The organism is Flavobacterium circumlabens, from assembly GCF_004345565.1.
Lineage (GTDB): Bacteria > Bacteroidota > Bacteroidia > Flavobacteriales > Flavobacteriaceae > Flavobacterium > Flavobacterium circumlabens.
This window is the reverse complement of the sequence record NZ_SLWA01000006.1, coordinates 212,509-231,483: the sequence shown is the minus strand read 5'-3', so window position 1 is coordinate 231,483 and position 18,975 is coordinate 212,509. Positions and strand designations below refer to the sequence as shown.

Here is an 18,975-nt window from a genome sequence, read left to right as displayed (position 1 = left end):
TAAAATCTGAACTCTAAAATAAAAAATAAAAATGAACATAGATATAAAAAGCTCCCACGGATTGATTCCGGCCATCATTCAGGATTCAGAAACAAAAAATGTCCTGATGCTGGGCTATATGAACGAAGAATCGCTTCAAAAAACAATAGATACTCAAAAAGTAACTTTTTACAGCCGCTCCAAACAAAGGCTTTGGACAAAAGGTGAGGAGAGTGGAAACTTTTTAAACTTGGTAAGTATAAAAAATGATTGTGATGGCGACACACTTCTGATTCAGGCAAAACCAGTTGGACCAACTTGTCACACCGGAGCTGATACTTGCTGGCAGGAGGAAAACAAGGAAAATTATGGTTTTATTTCTGAGTTAGAAAAAACAATAGCAGTTCGCAGGGAAAATGCGGATTCAGAGAAAAGTTATGTAGCTTCCTTATTCGAAAAAGGAATCAATAAAATTGCCCAGAAAGTAGGGGAAGAAGCTGTAGAAGTAGTCATTGAAGCCAAAGACGATAATGATGATTTGTTTCTAAGCGAAAGTGCCGATTTGCTGTTTCACTATTTGATTTTATTGCAAGCCAAAGGTTTTCAACTGAATGATGTTGTAGATGTTTTGAAAAAACGCCAAAAGTAGGTTTATTGTCATTTCAAAAAAGGAGAACTCGCACTATTGGCGAATGCTGAATGTGATTTCTCCTTCTTCGAAATTAAAAAAAAAATCAGCGCTAATCCGTTTAAATCAGTAAAATCTGTGGGTAAACTCATTTACTCCACAAACTCGAAAACTGCAAATTCCTGTGGTTGGTGAAACCCGAATTTTAAACTCTTATAAGGTTGTAAAGCAAGATATTCGGTTGTATTACCGTAATCAATCCTAAAAGCATTGGCTTTCCATTTTGTGCCGTTTTTTGGTTTCGAAAAATGGCCGTTTTGGATTTTTTCCAGACTCGAAAACGGAATCTTAATTTCGGTGCAGAAACCTTCCGGAGTTATTTTACTCACGGCTTCCAATCCCGAAATATCAAAACTTACTGAAGTTTTCCAGCCACCGCATTCCCGAGAAATACACTTTATCAGCATGTCATAATTCGTCGAGAACGCATTTACGCCAATTTCAATATAATTTTGACCATCTCCGTCCGGATCTATAAAAATTTCTACTAAATCATCTGTTTTATAAATTTCAGCATCCTTCTTTTTAGATTCACCAATAATCTTGGAATCTGCAGCACGATAGGCGATATAAAGGTTTTCTTCATTCCACGAAAGTGAAACAAAAGTATTTTGAGTGGCTTTTGCTCCTGAATTATGGATTACAAACAGGCCTGAAAAGGAAGTTTTCCAATCCGATAAATCGCCGTCGATCGTTATTTTGTCAGTTATTTTAGGAACGGCAATGGTCTGTGAATAAGTCTTCACATATATCATAACGCCCAAAAGAATGACAATTTTATTGATTTTCATACGTAACATAACTTTTTTGAAGAGCTAAAATACAGAAGAATAAATGAATTTTAACATTAATTTTATCTATTCACCCTTATAAAATTATTCAAAACTTGATTCGAATGTTTACATTTGTTGAGACATAAGCAGGTTGAAATGCCTTCTTTATTTCGATTAAAAGAAAATATTTAGTTCGTATGAAAAAATACTTTGCCGGCGTTTTTATCGCCTCCGTTTTTGGTTTTACTGCCAACGCACAAGGACTTTTAAATAAGTCTGAAATGGTTTTTACACATCAGGATACTTTACGCGGAAGCATTACAAAAGAAAGAGCCTGGTGGGATTTAAAATACTATCACCTGGATGTGAAAGTTAATCCTTCTGAAAAAACGATAACGGGATCTAATACAGTTCGTTATACTGTTTTATCGTCTAATAACAGAATGCAGATTGATTTGCAGGAACCCATGCAGATTTATAAAGTAACCCAGAACGGAAAAGAACAGAAATTTGTCAGAGAGGGAAATGCTTTTTTTATTGAACTGACTGCCGCGCAAAAAGTAGGAGAAACCAAAGAAATTGTAATTTCTTTTGGAGGAAAACCTAAAGAAGCCGTAAAACCGCCATGGGATGGAGGAATTACCTGGAAAAAAGATAAAAACGGAAAAGATTTTATTGCATCATCCTGTCAGGGCCTTGGTGCAAGTGTCTGGTGGCCAAATAAAGATCATATGTACGATGAAGTCGAGAATATGCTGATCAGTGTAAATGTTCCGGGAGATTTGACTGATGTTTCGAATGGAAGATTGAAAAGCGTTAAAAAAGAAAAAGACGGTACGAAAACCTTTAACTGGTATGTTTCGAATCCGATTAATAATTATGGGGTAAATATTAATATTGGTGATTACGTAAATTTTTCAGAGAAATACAAGGGAGAAAAAGGAGATTTAGATTGTAATTATTATGTCTTAAGAGACAATTTGGACAAAGCTAAAGAACAATTTAAAGATGCTCCAAGAATGCTGAAAGCTTTTGAAAATTGGTTTGGACCTTATCCGTTTTACGAAGACAGTTATAAATTGGTTGAAGCTCCCTATTTAGGTATGGAGCACCAAAGTTGCGTAACTTACGGAAATGGTTTTAAAAATGGTTATTTAGGCCGTGATTTAAGTGGAACAGGCTGGGGATTAAAATTCGATTTTATCATTATCCATGAATCTGGACATGAATGGTTTGCGAACAATATTACGTACAAAGACATAGCAGACATGTGGATTCATGAGAGTTTTACAAGCTATTCTGAAAGTCTTTTTGTTGAATATTATTATGGAAAAGAAGCCGGAGCTGAATATGTAATTGGTTGTAGAAACGGTATTCATAATGATAAACCCGTTATTGGGAATTATGATGTGAATAATGAAGGTTCCGGCGATATGTATCCAAAAGGAGCCAACATGCTGCATTCCATTCGTCAGGTAATTAATGATGATGCAAAATGGAAGTCGATTTTAAGAGGTTTGAACAGTACTTTTTACCATCAGACTGTTACTTCCAAGCAAATTCAGGAGTATATCAATACACAATCAGGAATTAATTTCAACAGGGTTTTCGCACAGTATTTAACGACAACCAAAATTCCGGTTTTTGAATATATGTTTAAAAACGGAAATTTAGGCTACCACTGGACCAACTGTGTTGCTAAATTTGATATGCCGGTAAAAGTTAAAATCAATGGTATTGAAACCTGGTTAAAACCAACAACAGAATGGCAATCAGAGAAAACTACCAATGAAAACAGAACTCTGGAAGTTGATAAAAACTTTTATGTAACGAGTGCTAATATTGTGGAATAACACTGAAGTATAAATTTCAATAGTAAAAATCCCAAATTCCAACCGATAATTATCAGGAGGAGTTTGGGATTTTTTTATTTTTAAACCCGACAAGTTTTAAAAACTTGTCGGGTTGTTGTAGATAAACTTTATAACCCAAAGTATGTCATTTCGACGAAGGAGAAATCTTCGTGAGAAACTCCGCAAAGAAAGTCGCCAGTCTTTGTGGAGCCTCTTGTGGAGATTTCTCCTCCGTCGAAATGACAAAACTATAGTAAAAGTAAACCTGACAGGTTCACTTTATTTTGGAATTTGGACCCAAGCGCTAGCGAACAGCGAAGCAATTCAAAAAAAAAAATTGGAATTTCAAACCCCTAGCGACTATTCAGTTTTGCTTTTTCCTTAATAATATCAGCAATTTTTCGGTTCTCAATTTTACTTTCCAGCCAGGAAATAATATCCAGATACAGGAAAGCCCTTTTCTCGTAAGTATTTTTCTCCAATTCAATAAAACGCAGGCGCATCTTGATAAATTCCTTTTTGATGTCCGCAGGATATAAATTATTCAGGTTTCTCAAAAACTTGATAATTTCTTTTTGAACTTCATGTAGGTCGTTCATTTTGATTAGAAACTTATACGTGTTTTTAATGTTGTTTTCTAAGTAATAATCTTTTCCAAGCTCATAATGTGCAATTAGAGACAAAAGTCTCGCAAAACACATTAAATCTTCGCGCATGGATAAGTTTTTATTATTGATGATTTTATCCAGATAATAAATACATTCCGTATACTTTTCATTACCAAAATAAATAGAAGCAATCTTATAGTAGAACAACATTTCGTGATGTTCATCCAGATGTTCACTGTGTATTTTTATTTTTTCTAAAATCTCCGGAATCAGGTATTCACTCTCTGCAAAAGTACCTTCCAGAATGTGCAAATTGAGCTTATTGTTATAAACGTATAGAAATGATAGCGATGCAATGTTATCGTTTACGGGAAATTTGGGATCCTCAATCGTTTCTTCCAAAAGCGCCAGGTATTTCTTGAAATTCGATTTGTATTTCAACATATATAAAGACTCCAGAAAGTAATGATTTCCCTTTAGGAAAAATACCGGATTCTGAATAATCATATTCGGGTTATCGTAAAACAGCCGAACCCATTTATAGGCATATTTGTAACTTGCTAAAAAATCCTGAACAAGGAAACTTCTCCAGAGATTAGCATTATAAAACCAGTATTTCTCACGGAAACCAAATTTGCTTTCGTCTAATTTTGCAATATGTTTGTTGAAATAGTCATCGATATATTTATACTCCTCATCACTTTTTACGTAACCTGTTTTCAGCATGATTCCGTAGAGCTGAAGCGATAAATTTGATAATTTACTCGAAATAGTATTGCGATAATTCAATTCTTTCGCCTGAATCACCAATTCGTCGGCGCGACCCTGAATACTTCTTGTAATATATTGCGATTCTATTAGTTTTTCGAATTCTACAATTTCATACGCCATATATTTTTCATCATTTTCAAGCGCGATAATTTTTGTTTTATCCAGAATTTTCAGACTCTGTTTGTACAATCCTTTGTTATACAGGATTACCGCAAAATCGATTTGTTCCCGCAATTGGTATCTTATGTTCTGACTTGGAATATTCAACCGTATACTTACCAAAATTTGTTTGTATAAGTATGATTTTAAGTTAGATAGCTGTACTTTTTTAATGATTCCGCTCTTCAGGATCAGCCTTTCATCGTAGTTTTCAGACTTATCTAAAATATTAAACAATTCAATAAATTTTGTATTTGAACTCGTCTCCAAACGACTTGCAAAAATTTTAAACTGTCTTTTTTCAGATTTTGAAAGTGATTTTATCAGAACAAATAAGAAATCTTTTTGATGGTTAGCCATTGTAAAATATAATAATGTAACTTATTGGTTGTTAGTTGTTTAATAGCGTATAAATTGTTTTATGAACAGTATAATTTCATTAAAATGAATTTCATACTTATAATGTACAATATATATTTGTTATCAAGATGTGAAATTACATTAAATAAATGAATATGAATAGAGAGAAAGTTCAAATTTTTGACACCACTTTGCGCGATGGTGAGCAGGTCCCGGGATGTAAGTTAGATACGAAACAAAAATTAGTTATCGCAGAAAGACTTGACAAAATGGGAGTTGACGTTATCGAGGCAGGTTTTCCTGTGTCAAGCCCGGGCGATTTTTTATCCGTCTCTGAGATTTGTAAAATAGTAGAAAACGCAACCGTCTGCGGACTGACAAGAGCCGTAAAAAACGACATTGATGTTGCCGCAGCCGCCCTGAAGCACGCTAAAAGACCCAGAATCCACACAGGAATCGGAACATCTGAATCTCATATACTCCATAAATTAAATACCACCAGAGAAGATATTATTGCAAGGGCAAAATATGCTGTATCTCATGCAAAATCTTATGTAGAAGATGTTGAATTTTATGCAGAAGATGCCGGTAGAACGGATAACGCTTTCCTTGCAAAAGTTTGTGAAGAAGTAATTAAATCCGGAGCAACTGTATTAAATATTCCGGATACGACAGGATATTGTCTGCCTGATGAATACGGAGCAAAAATTAAATATTTAAAAGAAAACGTAAAAGGTATCGAAAACGTAATCCTTTCGTGCCACTGTCATAATGATTTAGGAATGGCCACTGCAAATTCAATCGCAGGAGCCATAAACGGAGCGAGACAAATAGAATGTACTATTAATGGTATTGGAGAAAGAGCCGGAAATACTGCTCTTGAAGAAGTCGTAATGATTTTCAAGCAGCATCCTTACTTAAATTTAGATACCAATATCAATACAAGAGAATTGAACGAAATGAGCCGTTTGGTTTCTGAAAGTATGGGAATGATCGTTCAGCCAAATAAAGCAATTGTTGGTGCAAATGCTTTCGCACACAGTTCAGGAATTCACCAGGATGGAGTGATCAAAAACAGAGCAACTTATGAAATCATGGATCCGCTTGATGTGGGTGTAAATGAATCTTCCATTATTCTTACAGCAAGAAGCGGAAGAGCTGCTTTGGCTTACCGTGCTAAAAAAGTAGGTTACGAGCTTACAAAAGTACAATTGGACATTGTATATATTGAGTTTTTGAAATTTGCTGATATCAAAAAAGAAGTTTTAGATGTAGACATTCATCAAATTATTGAAGCTTCTAAAATTGAAGGCGATTTAATCAGAAGCTAGTTGAATAGAAAATAGAATAAAGAAAATAGAATAAAGAGAATAGAACAAAGAAGAAAGAAAAAATAGAGATTTAAATACATAAAGAACGAGACGTTATGAATTTGAAAATAGCAGTTTTACCGGGAGACGGAATTGGACCAGAGGTAATTTTACAAGCCAAAAAAGCATTATATGCCATTGGTGAAGTGTACAATCATGAATTTGTTTTTGAAGAAGCCCTAATGGGAGCTATCGCTATTGACAAAACAGGAAATCCTTTGCCGGAACAAACCCTGAATCTCTGTCTAAATACAGATGCGGTTTTGTTTGGAGCGATCGGAGATCCTAAATATGACAATAATCCAAATGCAAAAGTTCGTCCGGAGCAGGGATTGTTAAAACTGCGTAAAGAATTGGGTTTGTTTGCGAACATTCGTCCTATAAAACCATACAAATCATTGCTCGATGCTTCTCCTTTAAAAAGAGAAATTATCGAAGGAGCTGATTTTACTATTTTCAGAGAATTAACAGGTGGTGCTTATTTTGGAGCTAAAACATTAAATGAAGAAGGAACACATGCTTCAGATTTATGTGAATATTCAGAAGAAGAAATTACCAGAATTACACATTTAGCTTTTAAATCGGCACAAAACCGACGCAAAAAGTTAACCATGGTAGACAAAGCAAACGTTTTGGAAACCTCGAGATTATGGAGAAAAGTAGTGCAGAAAGTGAGCGTAAATTATCCGGATGTAGCCTTAGACTTTTTATTTGTAGACAATGCAGCTATGCAGATCATTTTAAACCCAAAACAATTTGATGTGATTTTGACAGAGAATTTATTTGGAGATATTCTATCTGATGAAGCCAGCGTAATTACAGGTTCTATCGGTTTACTGGCTTCGGCATCTTTGGGAGAAAAAAATGCGTTGTTCGAGCCTATTCACGGTTCTTATCCTCAGGCAAAAGGAAAAAACATTGCCAATCCAATTGCTTCTATTTTATCTGCCGCAATGTTGTTGGAACATTTCGGATTATTTAAAGAAGCAAATGTAATTCATCAGGCTGTTGAAAAAGCAATAGAGTTTAAAGTGGTTACAACGGACTTAAAATCAGATTCAAAATTCGGTACCAATGAAGTAGGGGAGTTTGTTTCCAATTTTATATTCAGTAAAGACGATTTACTGTATTTCAATAATGATAACGTTCATATCGGACAATCGACGATTGTTTAATTTTTGTATTAAAATAATGCAATAAATAACAAGAAGTATCTTAAATGTTGAGATTTTATTTTTTTAGTACTTAAAGTTTCTATACTTTTGTAACACTAAAAAATTAATGATGCAAATCTCAATTATTATTACTTCTGTCGTTGTTGTCAATGTGTTTAACACATCTGCATCGGGAATGGTATAAATATAATTGAAAAACTATATGACAAACCTTCCAAATACTGGAAGGTTTTTTTTTGAATAAAAATTAAAATAAATAATACAATAATGGAATTAAATAAGTACAGCAAAACCATCACTCAAGATCAGACACAACCTGCGGCGCAAGCAATGTTGTACGGTATTGGTTTAACTGAAGAAGATTTGAAAAAAGCACAAGTTGGTATTGTGAGCATGGGTTACGATGGTAACACTTGTAACATGCACCTGAATGATTTAGCAAAAGAGGTTAAAAAAGGTGTTTGGGATGCAAATCTGGTCGGACTTATTTTTAATACCATTGGTGTAAGTGACGGAATTTCAAACGGAACTGAAGGAATGCGTTTTTCGCTGGTTTCCCGCGATGTAATTGCAGATTCTATTGAAACTGTAGTGGGAGCGCAATGGTATGATAGTATTATTGCCATTCCGGGTTGCGATAAAAATATGCCCGGAGCCTTAATCGCAATGGGAAGAGTAAACCGTCCGTCGATTATGGTTTACGGAGGATCTATTCACTCCGGAAAGTGGAAAGGGGAATCTCTTAATATCGTTTCTGCTTTTGAAGCCTTAGGAAAAAAAGTTAAAAACGAAATTACTCCCGAAGATTTTAAAGGCGTAATTCAGAATGCCTGTCCGGGAGCTGGTGCCTGTGGTGGAATGTACACAGCAAATACAATGTCATCTGCCATTGAAGCATTGGGAATGAGTTTGCCATACAGCTCATCAAATCCTGCTTTAAGCCAGGAAAAAAGAGACGAATGTCTTGCTGCCGGAGCTGCTATTAAAATTTTATTAGAAAAAGATATTAAACCAAGAGATATCATGACGCGCAAAGCTTTCGAAAATGCTATTACAATTGTAGCAGTTTTAGGAGGTTCTACAAATGCGGTGATGCACTTAATCGCAATGGCTCATGCCGTTGATATCGAAATTACACTGGATGATTTTCAGGCAATAAGTGATAAAACACCTGTACTTGCTGATATGAAACCTAGTGGTAAATACATGATGGAAGATATTCATGCAGTCGGAGGAATTCCTTCATTAATGAAATATTTATTGAAAGTTGGATTAATTCACGGAGATTGTCTGACTGTAACAGGAAAAACAGTAGCGGAGAATTTAGCAGCTACTCCGGATTTACAAGATGGTCAGGAAGTAATTCATGAAATTCAGAAAGCACTGAAACCAACCGGAAACATTCAGATTTTATACGGAAACCTTGCAACTGAAGGAGCTGTTGCAAAAATCAGCGGTAAAGAAGGAGAATATTTTGAAGGTACAGCAGTGGTGTTTGAAGGCGAATTTGAAGTAATTCCGGGGCTTGAAGCCGGAAAAATAAAACCGGGTAATGTAGTCGTCATCAGGTATTGTGGACCAAAAGGTGGTCCGGGAATGCCTGAAATGCTAAAACCTACATCGGCAATTATTGGCGCCGGATTAGGAAGCAGTGTAGCACTGATTACAGATGGCCGATTCTCGGGAGGTTCACATGGATTTGTGGTAGGACACGTAACACCCGAGGCTTATGATGGTGGTGGTATTGCACTTGTTAAAGATGGCGATTTAATTGCTATTGACGCTGTGAAAAATACAATCGACCTGAAAATATCCGACGCAGAATTTGCAGCTCGTAAAGCGAGTTGGGTTCAGCCTCCTTTAAAAGTTTCAAAAGGAGTTTTGCTTAAATACGCCAGATCGGTTTCCAGCGCCTCTACAGGTTGCGTTACCGATAAATAATTATACAATAACAATTTCAAAAATCAATTACAATAGCAATGAAAAAAAATCAAGAGCAATAAAAAATAGAAACATAAAAGATCAATTTAGCTTGAAATTGATTTTTTAGATTGCCAGTGATTTTTGAAATTGACATTGAAATTGATAAAAAAAATATACTATGAAAATATCAGGGGCAGAAGCCGTTATAAGATGTTTGTTAGCAGAAGGAGTAGACCTGGTTTACGGATACCCGGGAGGGGCCATAATGCCGGTTTATGACGAATTATATAAATTTCAGGATCAGTTACACCATGTTTTAGTACGCCACGAACAAGGCGCGACACACGCAGCTCAGGGATATGCAAGAGCTACAGGGAAAGTTGGGGTTGCAATCGCTACTTCAGGACCCGGAGCAACAAACTTGGTTACAGGAATTGCAGATGCTCAGATTGATTCAACTCCAATGGTTTGTATCACCGGGCAGGTTGGGAAACATTTATTGGGATCTGATGCTTTTCAGGAAACCGATATCATCGGAATTTCGACTCCTGTAACCAAATGGAATTATCAGGTTACAGAAGCATCCGAGATCCCTGAAATCATTGCAAAAGCATTTTACATCGCACGTTCCGGACGTCCTGGGCCGGTTTTAATTGATATCACTAAAAACGCTCAGTTTGATGAGTTTGAATTTAGTTATGAAAAATGTACCAGTATCAGAAGTTATGTTCCGGTTCCGAAATTAAAACTAGATAAAGTAGCGGAAGCTGCCGCTATCATTAATAGCGCTAAAAAACCATTCATCGTTTTTGGTCAGGGAATTATTCTCGGTCAGGCCGAAGAACAGTTGAAAGCATTAATTGAAAAATCAGGAATTCCGGCAGGATGGACCATCTTGGGACTTTCTGCTTTGCCGACAGATCACCCCTTAAATGTTGGAATGTTAGGAATGCATGGAAATTATGGCCCTAATTTACTGACTAACGAATGTGATGTTTTAATTGCATTAGGAATGCGTTTTGATGACCGTGTAACGGGAGATTTGAAGACTTACGCCAAACAGGCGAAAGTAATTCATTTTGAAATTGATCCCGCTGAAGTAGATAAAAACGTAAAAACCGAAGTAGCCGTTTTAGGAGATGTAAGAGAAGCTTTAAATGCATTATTGCCTCTAATTGATGACAATTCTCATGCAGCCTGGCACAACGAATTCAAAGAAAAACATCAAATCGAATTTGATTCCGTTATAAAGGAAGAATTAAATCCGACCAATAATAAAGGTATTTCCATGGGAGAAACCATCGAAATGATCAATAAACACTCCAAAGGTGATGCGATCATGGTTTCAGATGTGGGTCAGCACCAGATGTTTGCCTGTCGATATGCTAAATTTAATTCCACTAAAAGTAATATTACTTCCGGTGGTTTGGGAACAATGGGATTCGCTTTGCCGGCTGCAATCGGAGCTAAAATGGGAAGACCGGATCGCGAAGTGGTGGCAATTATTGGAGACGGTGGTTTTCAGATGACCATTCAGGAATTAGGAACCATTTTTCAGACCAAAGTTCCGGTAAAAATTGTGGTGCTAAACAATGAATTCTTAGGAATGGTGCGTCAGTGGCAGGAATTGTTCTTTGATAACAGATATGCTTCAACAAATATGATTAATCCAAATTTTGTAGCAATTGCCGAAGGGTATTACATTAAATCTAAAAAAGTAACACAACGCGAAGATTTAGATGCTGCTGTTGCTGAAATGATGGCTTCAAAAGATTCTTATTTCCTTGAAGTTATGGTTGAAAAAGAAAACAATGTATTTCCGATGATTCCAACAGGAGCGTGTGTTTCTCAAATTAGATTAAGCTAAAATAGAAGTTTCAAGTTTTAAGTTTCAAGTTTCAAGTTCTCAGCAACGTGAAACCTGAAACCTGAAACAAAATAAACTTTAAACAAAAATTACATGGAAGATAAAACATTTACCATATCGGTATACTCGGAAAATAACGTGGGCTTGTTGAACAGGATATCAGGAATATTCTTAAAGCGTCACATTAATATATTAAGCTTAAACGTTTCAGAATCAGAAATAGAGAATGTTTCCAGATTTATCATTGTGGTCAATACAACGGAGAAATGGGTTCAGAATATTGTTGGACAAATTGAAAAACAAATTGAAGTGATAAAAGCATTTTATCACACCGATGAAGAGACGATTTATTTAGAAAATGCTTTGTTTAAAATCGCTTCAGGTTTGTTATTTGATGAAAAACAAATTCAGAACATTATCAAGGAAAGCCAATCGACAATTGTGACGGTTTCCCGCGATTTCTTTGTGATTTCAAAATCAGGAAGACGCTCTGAAATCGAAGAATTATATGCAAAATTCAAACCGTACGGCATTATGCAATTTGTGCGTTCGGGAAGAATATCGGTTTCTAAAGAGAAAATGGAAATTTCAACCATGTTAGAAGCACTTAAATAGTATCAATATTAAATTACACATTCATTAAATATTATTAAAAAAAATGGCAAATTATTTCAACACACTACCACTTAGATTACAATTAGAACAATTAGGCGTTTGCGAATTTATGGAGCAATCAGAATTTGCAGACGGAATTGCAGCTTTAGCCGGAAAAAAAGTTGTGATTGTAGGTTGTGGTGCACAAGGTTTGAATCAAGGTTTAAACATGAGAGACTCTGGATTGGACATTTCATACGCACTACGCGCTGATGCAATCGCCGAAAAAAGAGCTTCTTATAAAAATGCTGCAGAAAATGGTTTCAAAGTGGGTACTTATGAAGAATTAATCCCAACTGCTGATTTAGTTTGTAACCTGACTCCGGATAAACAACATACTGCGGTTGTTACTGCGATTATGCCATTAATGAAAAACGGTTCTACATTGGCTTATTCTCACGGATTTAATATTGTGGAAGAAGGAATGCAGATTCGTAAAGATATTACAGTAATCATGTGTGCCCCTAAATGCCCGGGTTCCGAAGTTCGTGAAGAATATAAAAGAGGTTTTGGTGTACCCACTCTTATTGCAGTTCATCCTGAAAATGACCCAAACAGTTTTGGTTTAGATCAGGCAAAAGCTTATGCTGTAGCAACTGGTGGACATAAAGCAGGAGTTTTGAAGTCATCATTTGTTGCTGAAGTAAAATCAGATTTAATGGGAGAACAAACCATTCTTTGCGGTTTATTACAAACCGGATCTATTTTATGTTTTGATAAAATGATTGAAAAAGGAATTGATGCTGCCTATGCTTCAAAATTAATCCAATACGGATGGGAAACAATCACAGAAGCGTTGAAACATGGTGGAATCACCAATATGATGGACAGACTTTCAAATCCGGCAAAAATTGAAGCTTACGAGCTTGCCGATGAATTAAAAGATATTATGCGTCCGTTATTTCAAAAACATCAGGATGATATCATTTCAGGAGAATTCTCCAGAACGATGATGATCGACTGGGCCAATGATGATGTGAACTTATTGAAATGGAGAGCTGCAACCGGAGAAACGAACTTCGAAAAAACAGCTCCGCAGGAAGCTCCGATTGCTGAACAGGAATATTTTGACAATGGCGTTTTGATGATTGCAATGGTAAAAGCCGGAGTTGAATTGGCTTTTGAAACTATGACAGAAGCCGGTATCATTGAAGAATCAGCTTACTATGAATCTTTGCATGAATTACCATTGATTGCCAATACAATTGCCAGAAAAAAATTATTTGAAATGAACCGTGTTATTTCAGATACAGCAGAATATGGTTGTTATTTATTTGACCATGCCTGTAAACCGTTATTGACTGAATTCATGAAAAAAGTAGAAACAAACGTAATAGGAAAACCATTCTCGACTTCAAACGGAGTAGATAATGCTGTTTTAATTGCAGTAAACAAAGAAATCCGTCAGCATCCTATCGAAGAAGTAGGAGCATGGTTGAGAGAATCGATGACTGCAATGAAAAAAATTGGATAATAAATTGGGAATTACCACACAATCGACTGTGATGGGATTTGCACTGTATCTCTGTTTTATGTAATATTTTGAATTAGTAAGCACTTATTAAGATAATATGGATATAGATGCATATTGTATTCACTTAACTTCTGTGAGTTTGTAAGTTAAGTGAAGGTAATCCCGAAGAATGGGGTATGTTTAGTAATAAATGTACTTGTATGGATTTCTATATTAATTAATAAAGATGCTGCTATTTTCAAAATAGAACAAAGCATTGTAATGCAGAATTACAAAAGAAAATTAATTGTTATTGAAATTGTTAAAAAGAAGAAGGCATGATATTTATATATTGTGCCTTTTTTGTGATAATCAATTTATCATAAAACCTTAATTTTTATATTAAATTCATAAAAAAACTACATTTTTTTTAATATATGTTTTTTTATGCTAAAATTTATGAATTAAATAATTTTAAGAATACGCTGATATTTAATACATTTATAAAAAAATTCCAAAAACATATGAGTTATTATAAAATTGAAAATTTAGAACAATATTTTAAACATTACAATAAGTCAATAAGGGAACCAAGGAAATTTTGGGGGAAAATAGCAGAAGAAAATTTCACATGGTACCAGCAATGGGAAAAAGTTGTAGATTTCAATATGGCTGATGCTGAAGTAAAATGGTTTACGGAAGCAAAAGTAAATATTACTAAAAATTGCATCGATAGGCATTTAAGTAAAAGAGGAGAAAAAACGGCAATCATTTTTGAACCAAACGATCCTTCAGAAACTGCTTTACATATCACATATAACGAACTTTATGAGCGTGTGTCAAGAATGGCCAACGTTTTGCGTGAGCAGGGAGTTCGCAAAGGAGACCGGGTTTGTATTTATTTACCAATGATTCCGGAATTAGCAGTGGCTGTATTGGCCTGTGCCAGAATCGGAGCTATTCACTCTGTGATTTTTGCAGGATTTTCAGCATCTGCTGTATCTGCACGAATCAACGATTGCGAGTGTAAAATGGTAATCACCTCAGATGGCGGTTACAGAGGAAACAAAACTATCGATCTAAAAGGAATTGTAGATGAAGCACTGGATACTTGTCCATGTGTTTCTAAAGTTTTAGTAGTTAAAAGAACTCAGACTGAAGTTAAAATGAAAGACGGTCGTGACTTTTGGTTACAGCCTTTATTAGATGCAGCTATAGATAATAGTGTTGCTGAAATCATGGACGCCGAAGATCCTTTGTTTATTTTGTATACTTCCGGATCAACAGGAAAGCCTAAAGGAATGGTCCACACCACAGCCGGGTATATGGTTTATACTGCTTATACTTTTAAAAATGTTTTCAGTCACGAAGAAAATGATATTTTCTGGTGTACGGCAGACATCGGTTGGATTACAGGTCACTCTTATATTTTATACGGACCCTTATTAAACGGAGGAACAACCGTAATTTTTGAAGGCGTTCCGTCTTATCCTGATTTCAGCCGTTTTTGGGATATCATCGAAAAACATAAAATTACACAATTTTATACGGCGCCAACTGCAATCCGTTCATTAGCAAAAGAAAGCTTAGATTATATTCAAAAATATCCTCTAAAATCGCTTAAAGTTATTGGATCTGTTGGAGAACCAATCAACGAAGAAGCATGGCACTGGTTCAATGACCACGTAGGAGACAAAAGATGTCCCGTAGTAGATACCTGGTGGCAAACAGAAACAGGTGGAATCATGATTTCACCAATTGCGTTTGTAACACCAACAAAACCAACCTATGCAACTTTACCATTACCTGGAATTCAACCTGTTTTAATGGATGAAAAACGTAATGAAATTGAAGGAAATCAAGTGGTAGGAAGTTTATGTATTAAATTTCCATGGCCGGGAATCGCCAGAACAATCTGGGGAGATCATGAACGTTATAAAGAAACTTATTTTTCTGCTTTTCCAGGGAAATATTTCACAGGTGACGGCGCTCTAAGAGATGAAGTAGGCTACTACAGAATTACAGGAAGAGTTGATGATGTTGTGATTGTTTCCGGACATAATTTAGGAACAGCTCCTATCGAAGATGCTATTAACGAGCATCCTGCAGTTGCAGAATCTGCCATTGTTGGTTTTCCTCATGAAATTAAGGGAAATGCCTTATATGGTTATGTGATTCTGAAAGAAACTGGAGAGGTTAGAAATAAAGAAAATTTATCAAAAGAAATCAATCAGTATATTTCGGATCATATTGGACCAATTGCTAAATTAGATAAAATTCAATTCGTTTCGGGATTACCAAAAACGCGTTCCGGAAAAATTATGCGTAGAATTCTGCGTAAAATTGCGGAAGGAGATTTTTCTAATTTTGGAGACACTTCAACTTTGTTGAACCCTGAGGTTGTTGAAGAAATTACAAAAGACAGAATTGCTTAAAAGAAGTTCGTTCACTATAAATTTAAAAAATAAAAATGCCTCTTAGTTTTAAGAGGCATTTTATATATAAGCTGCTTTGGAATTTAAAATTTAAAAATAATTATTTTATTTAATTCCTAATCGGGATTTCAGTTTTAAGAACAATAATGAAATTCGGTAAGCATCTTCGGAAGATGAATTCCGGTCGCTTTTTGGGATTTTATAAAGATCGCATAAATCATCTAATGAAAACTGTTTGTCGTTGATATCCATTAATTTCCGATACATCATATCAACATCCAGAGCCTCATTTTTTAATCTTCCACAATCCAGACGTTCCAAGGCGCTGTTGATCATTTCGACGTCAAAATTAATATGATGACCCACTAAAACCGCATTACCCAAAAAGTTGATAAAAGCTTCAATTGCTGCAGGTTCCTCCATTTTGATCAATTTGCTTTCAATGATAAATTCATTTGAAAGCCCATTGTCCTGCAAAAATTTATATTGCAGTAAAACAGATTCAAAACTATCTTTTATAACAACACTATCGTCAACTACAGAAAAAGCGCCCAAAGATAAAATCACATCCTTATTCGGATTAAGACCAGAAGTTTCTGTAGATAAAACTACAAAACGATTTGGTTTTGTCTCGAATTTCATCAGGTAATCCTTCCAGAAATCAGGATGTTCTTTGTTGATATTTTTAATCCAGTCAAGCATATATTACGAGAATTGTGTAAGTTGAAATTTGTTCTTAATTAATTCTTCAAGATCCTTCATTGGTGTTAAAGCATTTTTTAATTTTTCTTTATCATTTTTTGACATTTCTCTCAGATTTAAAAATTGTCCCGAATCATCATTTTTTAAACCTTCTACAGTTCTGAATTTTGACAGTGTCAAAAAAGCTTCGGCACAACTCAGGTAGATTTCAGCATTTTTAGAATCAGTTATTGCTAACTGCTTGAATCTTAAATAAGTATTTTGTATTCCTTTTATGTTTGAATTCAGAATTAGTAAACGCGCACCATCAATTAAAGGCATCAAGGCACGGGTTTTTATGTCAAATTTTCCTTTATTCGGACCATCTTCTTCTACAAGGAATTTTTTGAAAAAACTCAATGGAGAATTTTTCTTTAAGGCATCATTACCCAGAAAATCAAAGAATAAAGTATTGTTTACGGCATTTTTAAAAATAACATTTTCTATCGCTTCTTCAATTTTGGCCTCCCCGAAAACAATTTCATAATCAAAGAAAATACTACTCAGATCATTGCTGTTTTCACCTGGAGTATTCATCCAGCTGTTGTATTGTTTCGTCCAGTCACTCAATGATTTACACCATAACATATTACTTCCCATATGCCCGTTTGGACAAAGTTCATAACCTACTTTTTCCAAGATCGCGGTAGTTCTTTTTGCTAATCGTAAAAAGTAATCCTTTACATCTCTGTATTTTTCAGGTGTAACATCTTCAAATATCAAAATACTGTCCTGATCTGTTAATAAAAGTTGTTCTTTACGACCCTGACTACCAATACTCAGCCACGCAAATCGGGCAGGAGGTGAGCCTAAATCCAAAATGGATAACTCAACCGAACGTTTTATAATCGCCAGGTTGATTTCACTTGCAATATTACTGACATGTGAAATTGGAATATTTTTCTGAATCGAATTCTGAATCAGATCAGATAAACGATCCCGTATTTGTTTTAAATCTTTTGGAAGTTGTGCACGCTTGATTTCTTTAATTAAAACCCCGGGATTGCTGGCCTGGGCTACAATTAAATCATGCTCGGATATAATCCCTTTTACCGAAGATTTACTTGTACCATCCTTAGTTACACATAAATGCGTCACATTATGTTTTAACATTAACAACTGTGCCTCGGCCAAAGAAACATTTTCCAACACCGTAACAACAGGTGAAGACATGATTTTATCAATAGTTTCTGTAATAGGATAGCGGCCTGTAGCAATTTTTGATGATAAATCTGCATCTGTAACAATTCCAATAGGATGATTTTTTTCGCAGACTACAATATTGTCCACCATCGCTTCAGTCATTAAAATAGCAACATCTTTTACAATATGGTGCGGTTCTGTTTTTAATGGCGAATTATTGTAATTAAGGGACTGGATATATTGCATTTCTGACTGCTGATCGACGTAAAACGAAGTATCAGAAATCAGTTTTCCGTTAGAACTTACATTGTCCTTGGTATGTCTGGAGTTTGTAGCAAAACTTTCTAATAAAAAGTTTAAAACATCAGAATTATTAGCTACAAAAGGCCTGAAAACAGCTATAGGAATTGCATAAACAATACTTTCTTCACGAGCTTTGGCCGTCATCATATAGTTGTTTTTAGCAAAAAACGGACGCAAACCAAAAATATCACCTTCATGACATTTGTTTATAATTGTTTCTTCAGCATCAGCAATTGTCGTCAGATTTATAACGCCGGAAGCTACCACATAAAAACTATCATGCAGGATATCATTATTTTGAAATAATATAGCGTGTTTTTCTAAATTGATCACACGAATATTAGTTGCAATCTCAGATAGTTCCTGAAAAGTCAGATTTTTAAATGGCTGATATTCTTTTAAAAAATCTGCAATGTGCTCGGCAATTGTATTCATAAGTTTGATAATTTTTTTTAAAGTATCGAATGTAAAAATAATAAAATAAAGTCTTACAATGAAAGCATCTGTGCGATTTTAAGCAAAACTAGGAATATGCTATTCAGGAGGCGCAAATTTCCTTTTTTATTATTTCAAATCATTGATTGTGAAGTATTTTGTAATTATTTAAGATTCTATTATTTTACTGGAGCTATAATTGACTTATTTGGAGGCGTTTCTAAATATTCTATTTTACATAATATAAATTATAGTTCATCTTTGTGCTCTAGTTATTAACTAAAA

The 18,975-nt window shown here is 35.0% G+C and carries 13 protein-coding genes; 9 read left to right on the top strand and 4 right to left on the bottom strand.

Annotated features, from left to right (window positions below):
- Positions 1-31: 31 nt before the first annotated feature.
- A complete protein-coding gene (hisIE, locus tag EV142_RS15755; protein ID WP_132036804.1) occupies positions 32-628 on the top strand; it encodes a bifunctional phosphoribosyl-AMP cyclohydrolase/phosphoribosyl-ATP diphosphatase HisIE in 597 nt (198 codons plus the stop codon).
- Positions 629-759: 131 nt separating this feature from the next.
- Here the strand turns inward: hisIE and EV142_RS15750 are convergent, their stop codons facing one another.
- Positions 760-1,458 (bottom strand): carbohydrate-binding family 9-like protein, encoded by a 699-nt coding sequence (locus EV142_RS15750; protein WP_132036803.1) that lies wholly within the window; start codon positions 1,456-1,458, stop codon positions 760-762.
- A 179-nt stretch (positions 1,459-1,637) separates the two neighbouring features.
- On the opposite strand from EV142_RS15750, the gene EV142_RS15745 reads away from it, so the two are divergent.
- A complete protein-coding gene (locus tag EV142_RS15745; protein ID WP_132036802.1) occupies positions 1,638-3,293 on the top strand; it encodes a M1 family metallopeptidase in 1,656 nt (551 codons plus the stop codon).
- 353 nt (positions 3,294-3,646) lie between these two features.
- Here the strand turns inward: EV142_RS15745 and EV142_RS15740 are convergent, their stop codons facing one another.
- Positions 3,647-5,191, bottom strand: coding sequence for a hypothetical protein (locus EV142_RS15740; RefSeq protein ID WP_132036801.1), 1,545 nt, complete (start codon positions 5,189-5,191; stop codon positions 3,647-3,649).
- Positions 5,192-5,346: 155 nt separating this feature from the next.
- On the opposite strand from EV142_RS15740, the gene EV142_RS15735 reads away from it, so the two are divergent.
- The 7 genes from EV142_RS15735 to acs all read left to right on the top strand — a co-directional run bounded on the left by EV142_RS15735 (position 5,347) and on the right by acs (position 16,068).
- Positions 5,347-6,522, top strand: a complete 1,176-nt coding sequence (locus tag EV142_RS15735; RefSeq protein WP_132036800.1) for a 2-isopropylmalate synthase — start codon at positions 5,347-5,349, stop codon at positions 6,520-6,522.
- A gap of 95 nt (positions 6,523-6,617) precedes the next feature.
- Positions 6,618-7,736 (top strand): 3-isopropylmalate dehydrogenase, encoded by a 1,119-nt coding sequence (leuB, locus tag EV142_RS15730; RefSeq protein ID WP_132036799.1) that lies wholly within the window; start codon positions 6,618-6,620, stop codon positions 7,734-7,736.
- Between the two features lie 267 nt (positions 7,737-8,003).
- Positions 8,004-9,677, top strand: a complete 1,674-nt coding sequence (gene ilvD / locus EV142_RS15725) for a dihydroxy-acid dehydratase (RefSeq protein ID WP_132036798.1) — start codon at positions 8,004-8,006, stop codon at positions 9,675-9,677.
- Positions 9,678-9,837: 160 nt separating this feature from the next.
- Positions 9,838-11,526 carry a biosynthetic-type acetolactate synthase large subunit gene (ilvB, locus tag EV142_RS15720; RefSeq protein WP_132036797.1) on the top strand — a complete coding sequence of 563 codons (1,689 nt, stop codon included), beginning with the start codon at positions 9,838-9,840 and terminating at the stop codon, positions 11,524-11,526.
- A 93-nt stretch (positions 11,527-11,619) separates the two neighbouring features.
- Entirely contained in the window at positions 11,620-12,141 is a 522-nt protein-coding gene (gene ilvN, locus EV142_RS15715) for an acetolactate synthase small subunit (protein WP_132036796.1), read from the top strand.
- Between the two features lie 43 nt (positions 12,142-12,184).
- Positions 12,185-13,654 carry a ketol-acid reductoisomerase gene (gene ilvC, locus EV142_RS15710; protein WP_132036795.1) on the top strand — a complete coding sequence of 490 codons (1,470 nt, stop codon included), beginning with the start codon at positions 12,185-12,187 and terminating at the stop codon, positions 13,652-13,654.
- A 503-nt stretch (positions 13,655-14,157) separates the two neighbouring features.
- Entirely contained in the window at positions 14,158-16,068 is a 1,911-nt protein-coding gene (acs, locus tag EV142_RS15705; protein ID WP_132036794.1) for an acetate--CoA ligase, read from the top strand.
- A 105-nt stretch (positions 16,069-16,173) separates the two neighbouring features.
- Here acs and EV142_RS15700 read toward each other — a convergent pair whose 3' ends face one another.
- Together EV142_RS15700 and EV142_RS15695 are read right to left on the bottom strand one after the other, a co-directional pair.
- Positions 16,174-16,770: a 3'-5' exonuclease gene (locus EV142_RS15700; protein ID WP_132036793.1), complete on the bottom strand. Its 597-nt coding sequence runs from the start codon at positions 16,768-16,770 to the stop codon at positions 16,174-16,176.
- Positions 16,771-16,773: 3 nt separating this feature from the next.
- Complete coding sequence (locus tag EV142_RS15695) at positions 16,774-18,690, bottom strand: DUF294 nucleotidyltransferase-like domain-containing protein (protein WP_132036792.1); 1,917 nt, start codon at positions 18,688-18,690, stop codon at positions 16,774-16,776.
- Positions 18,691-18,975 lie beyond the last annotated feature (285 nt).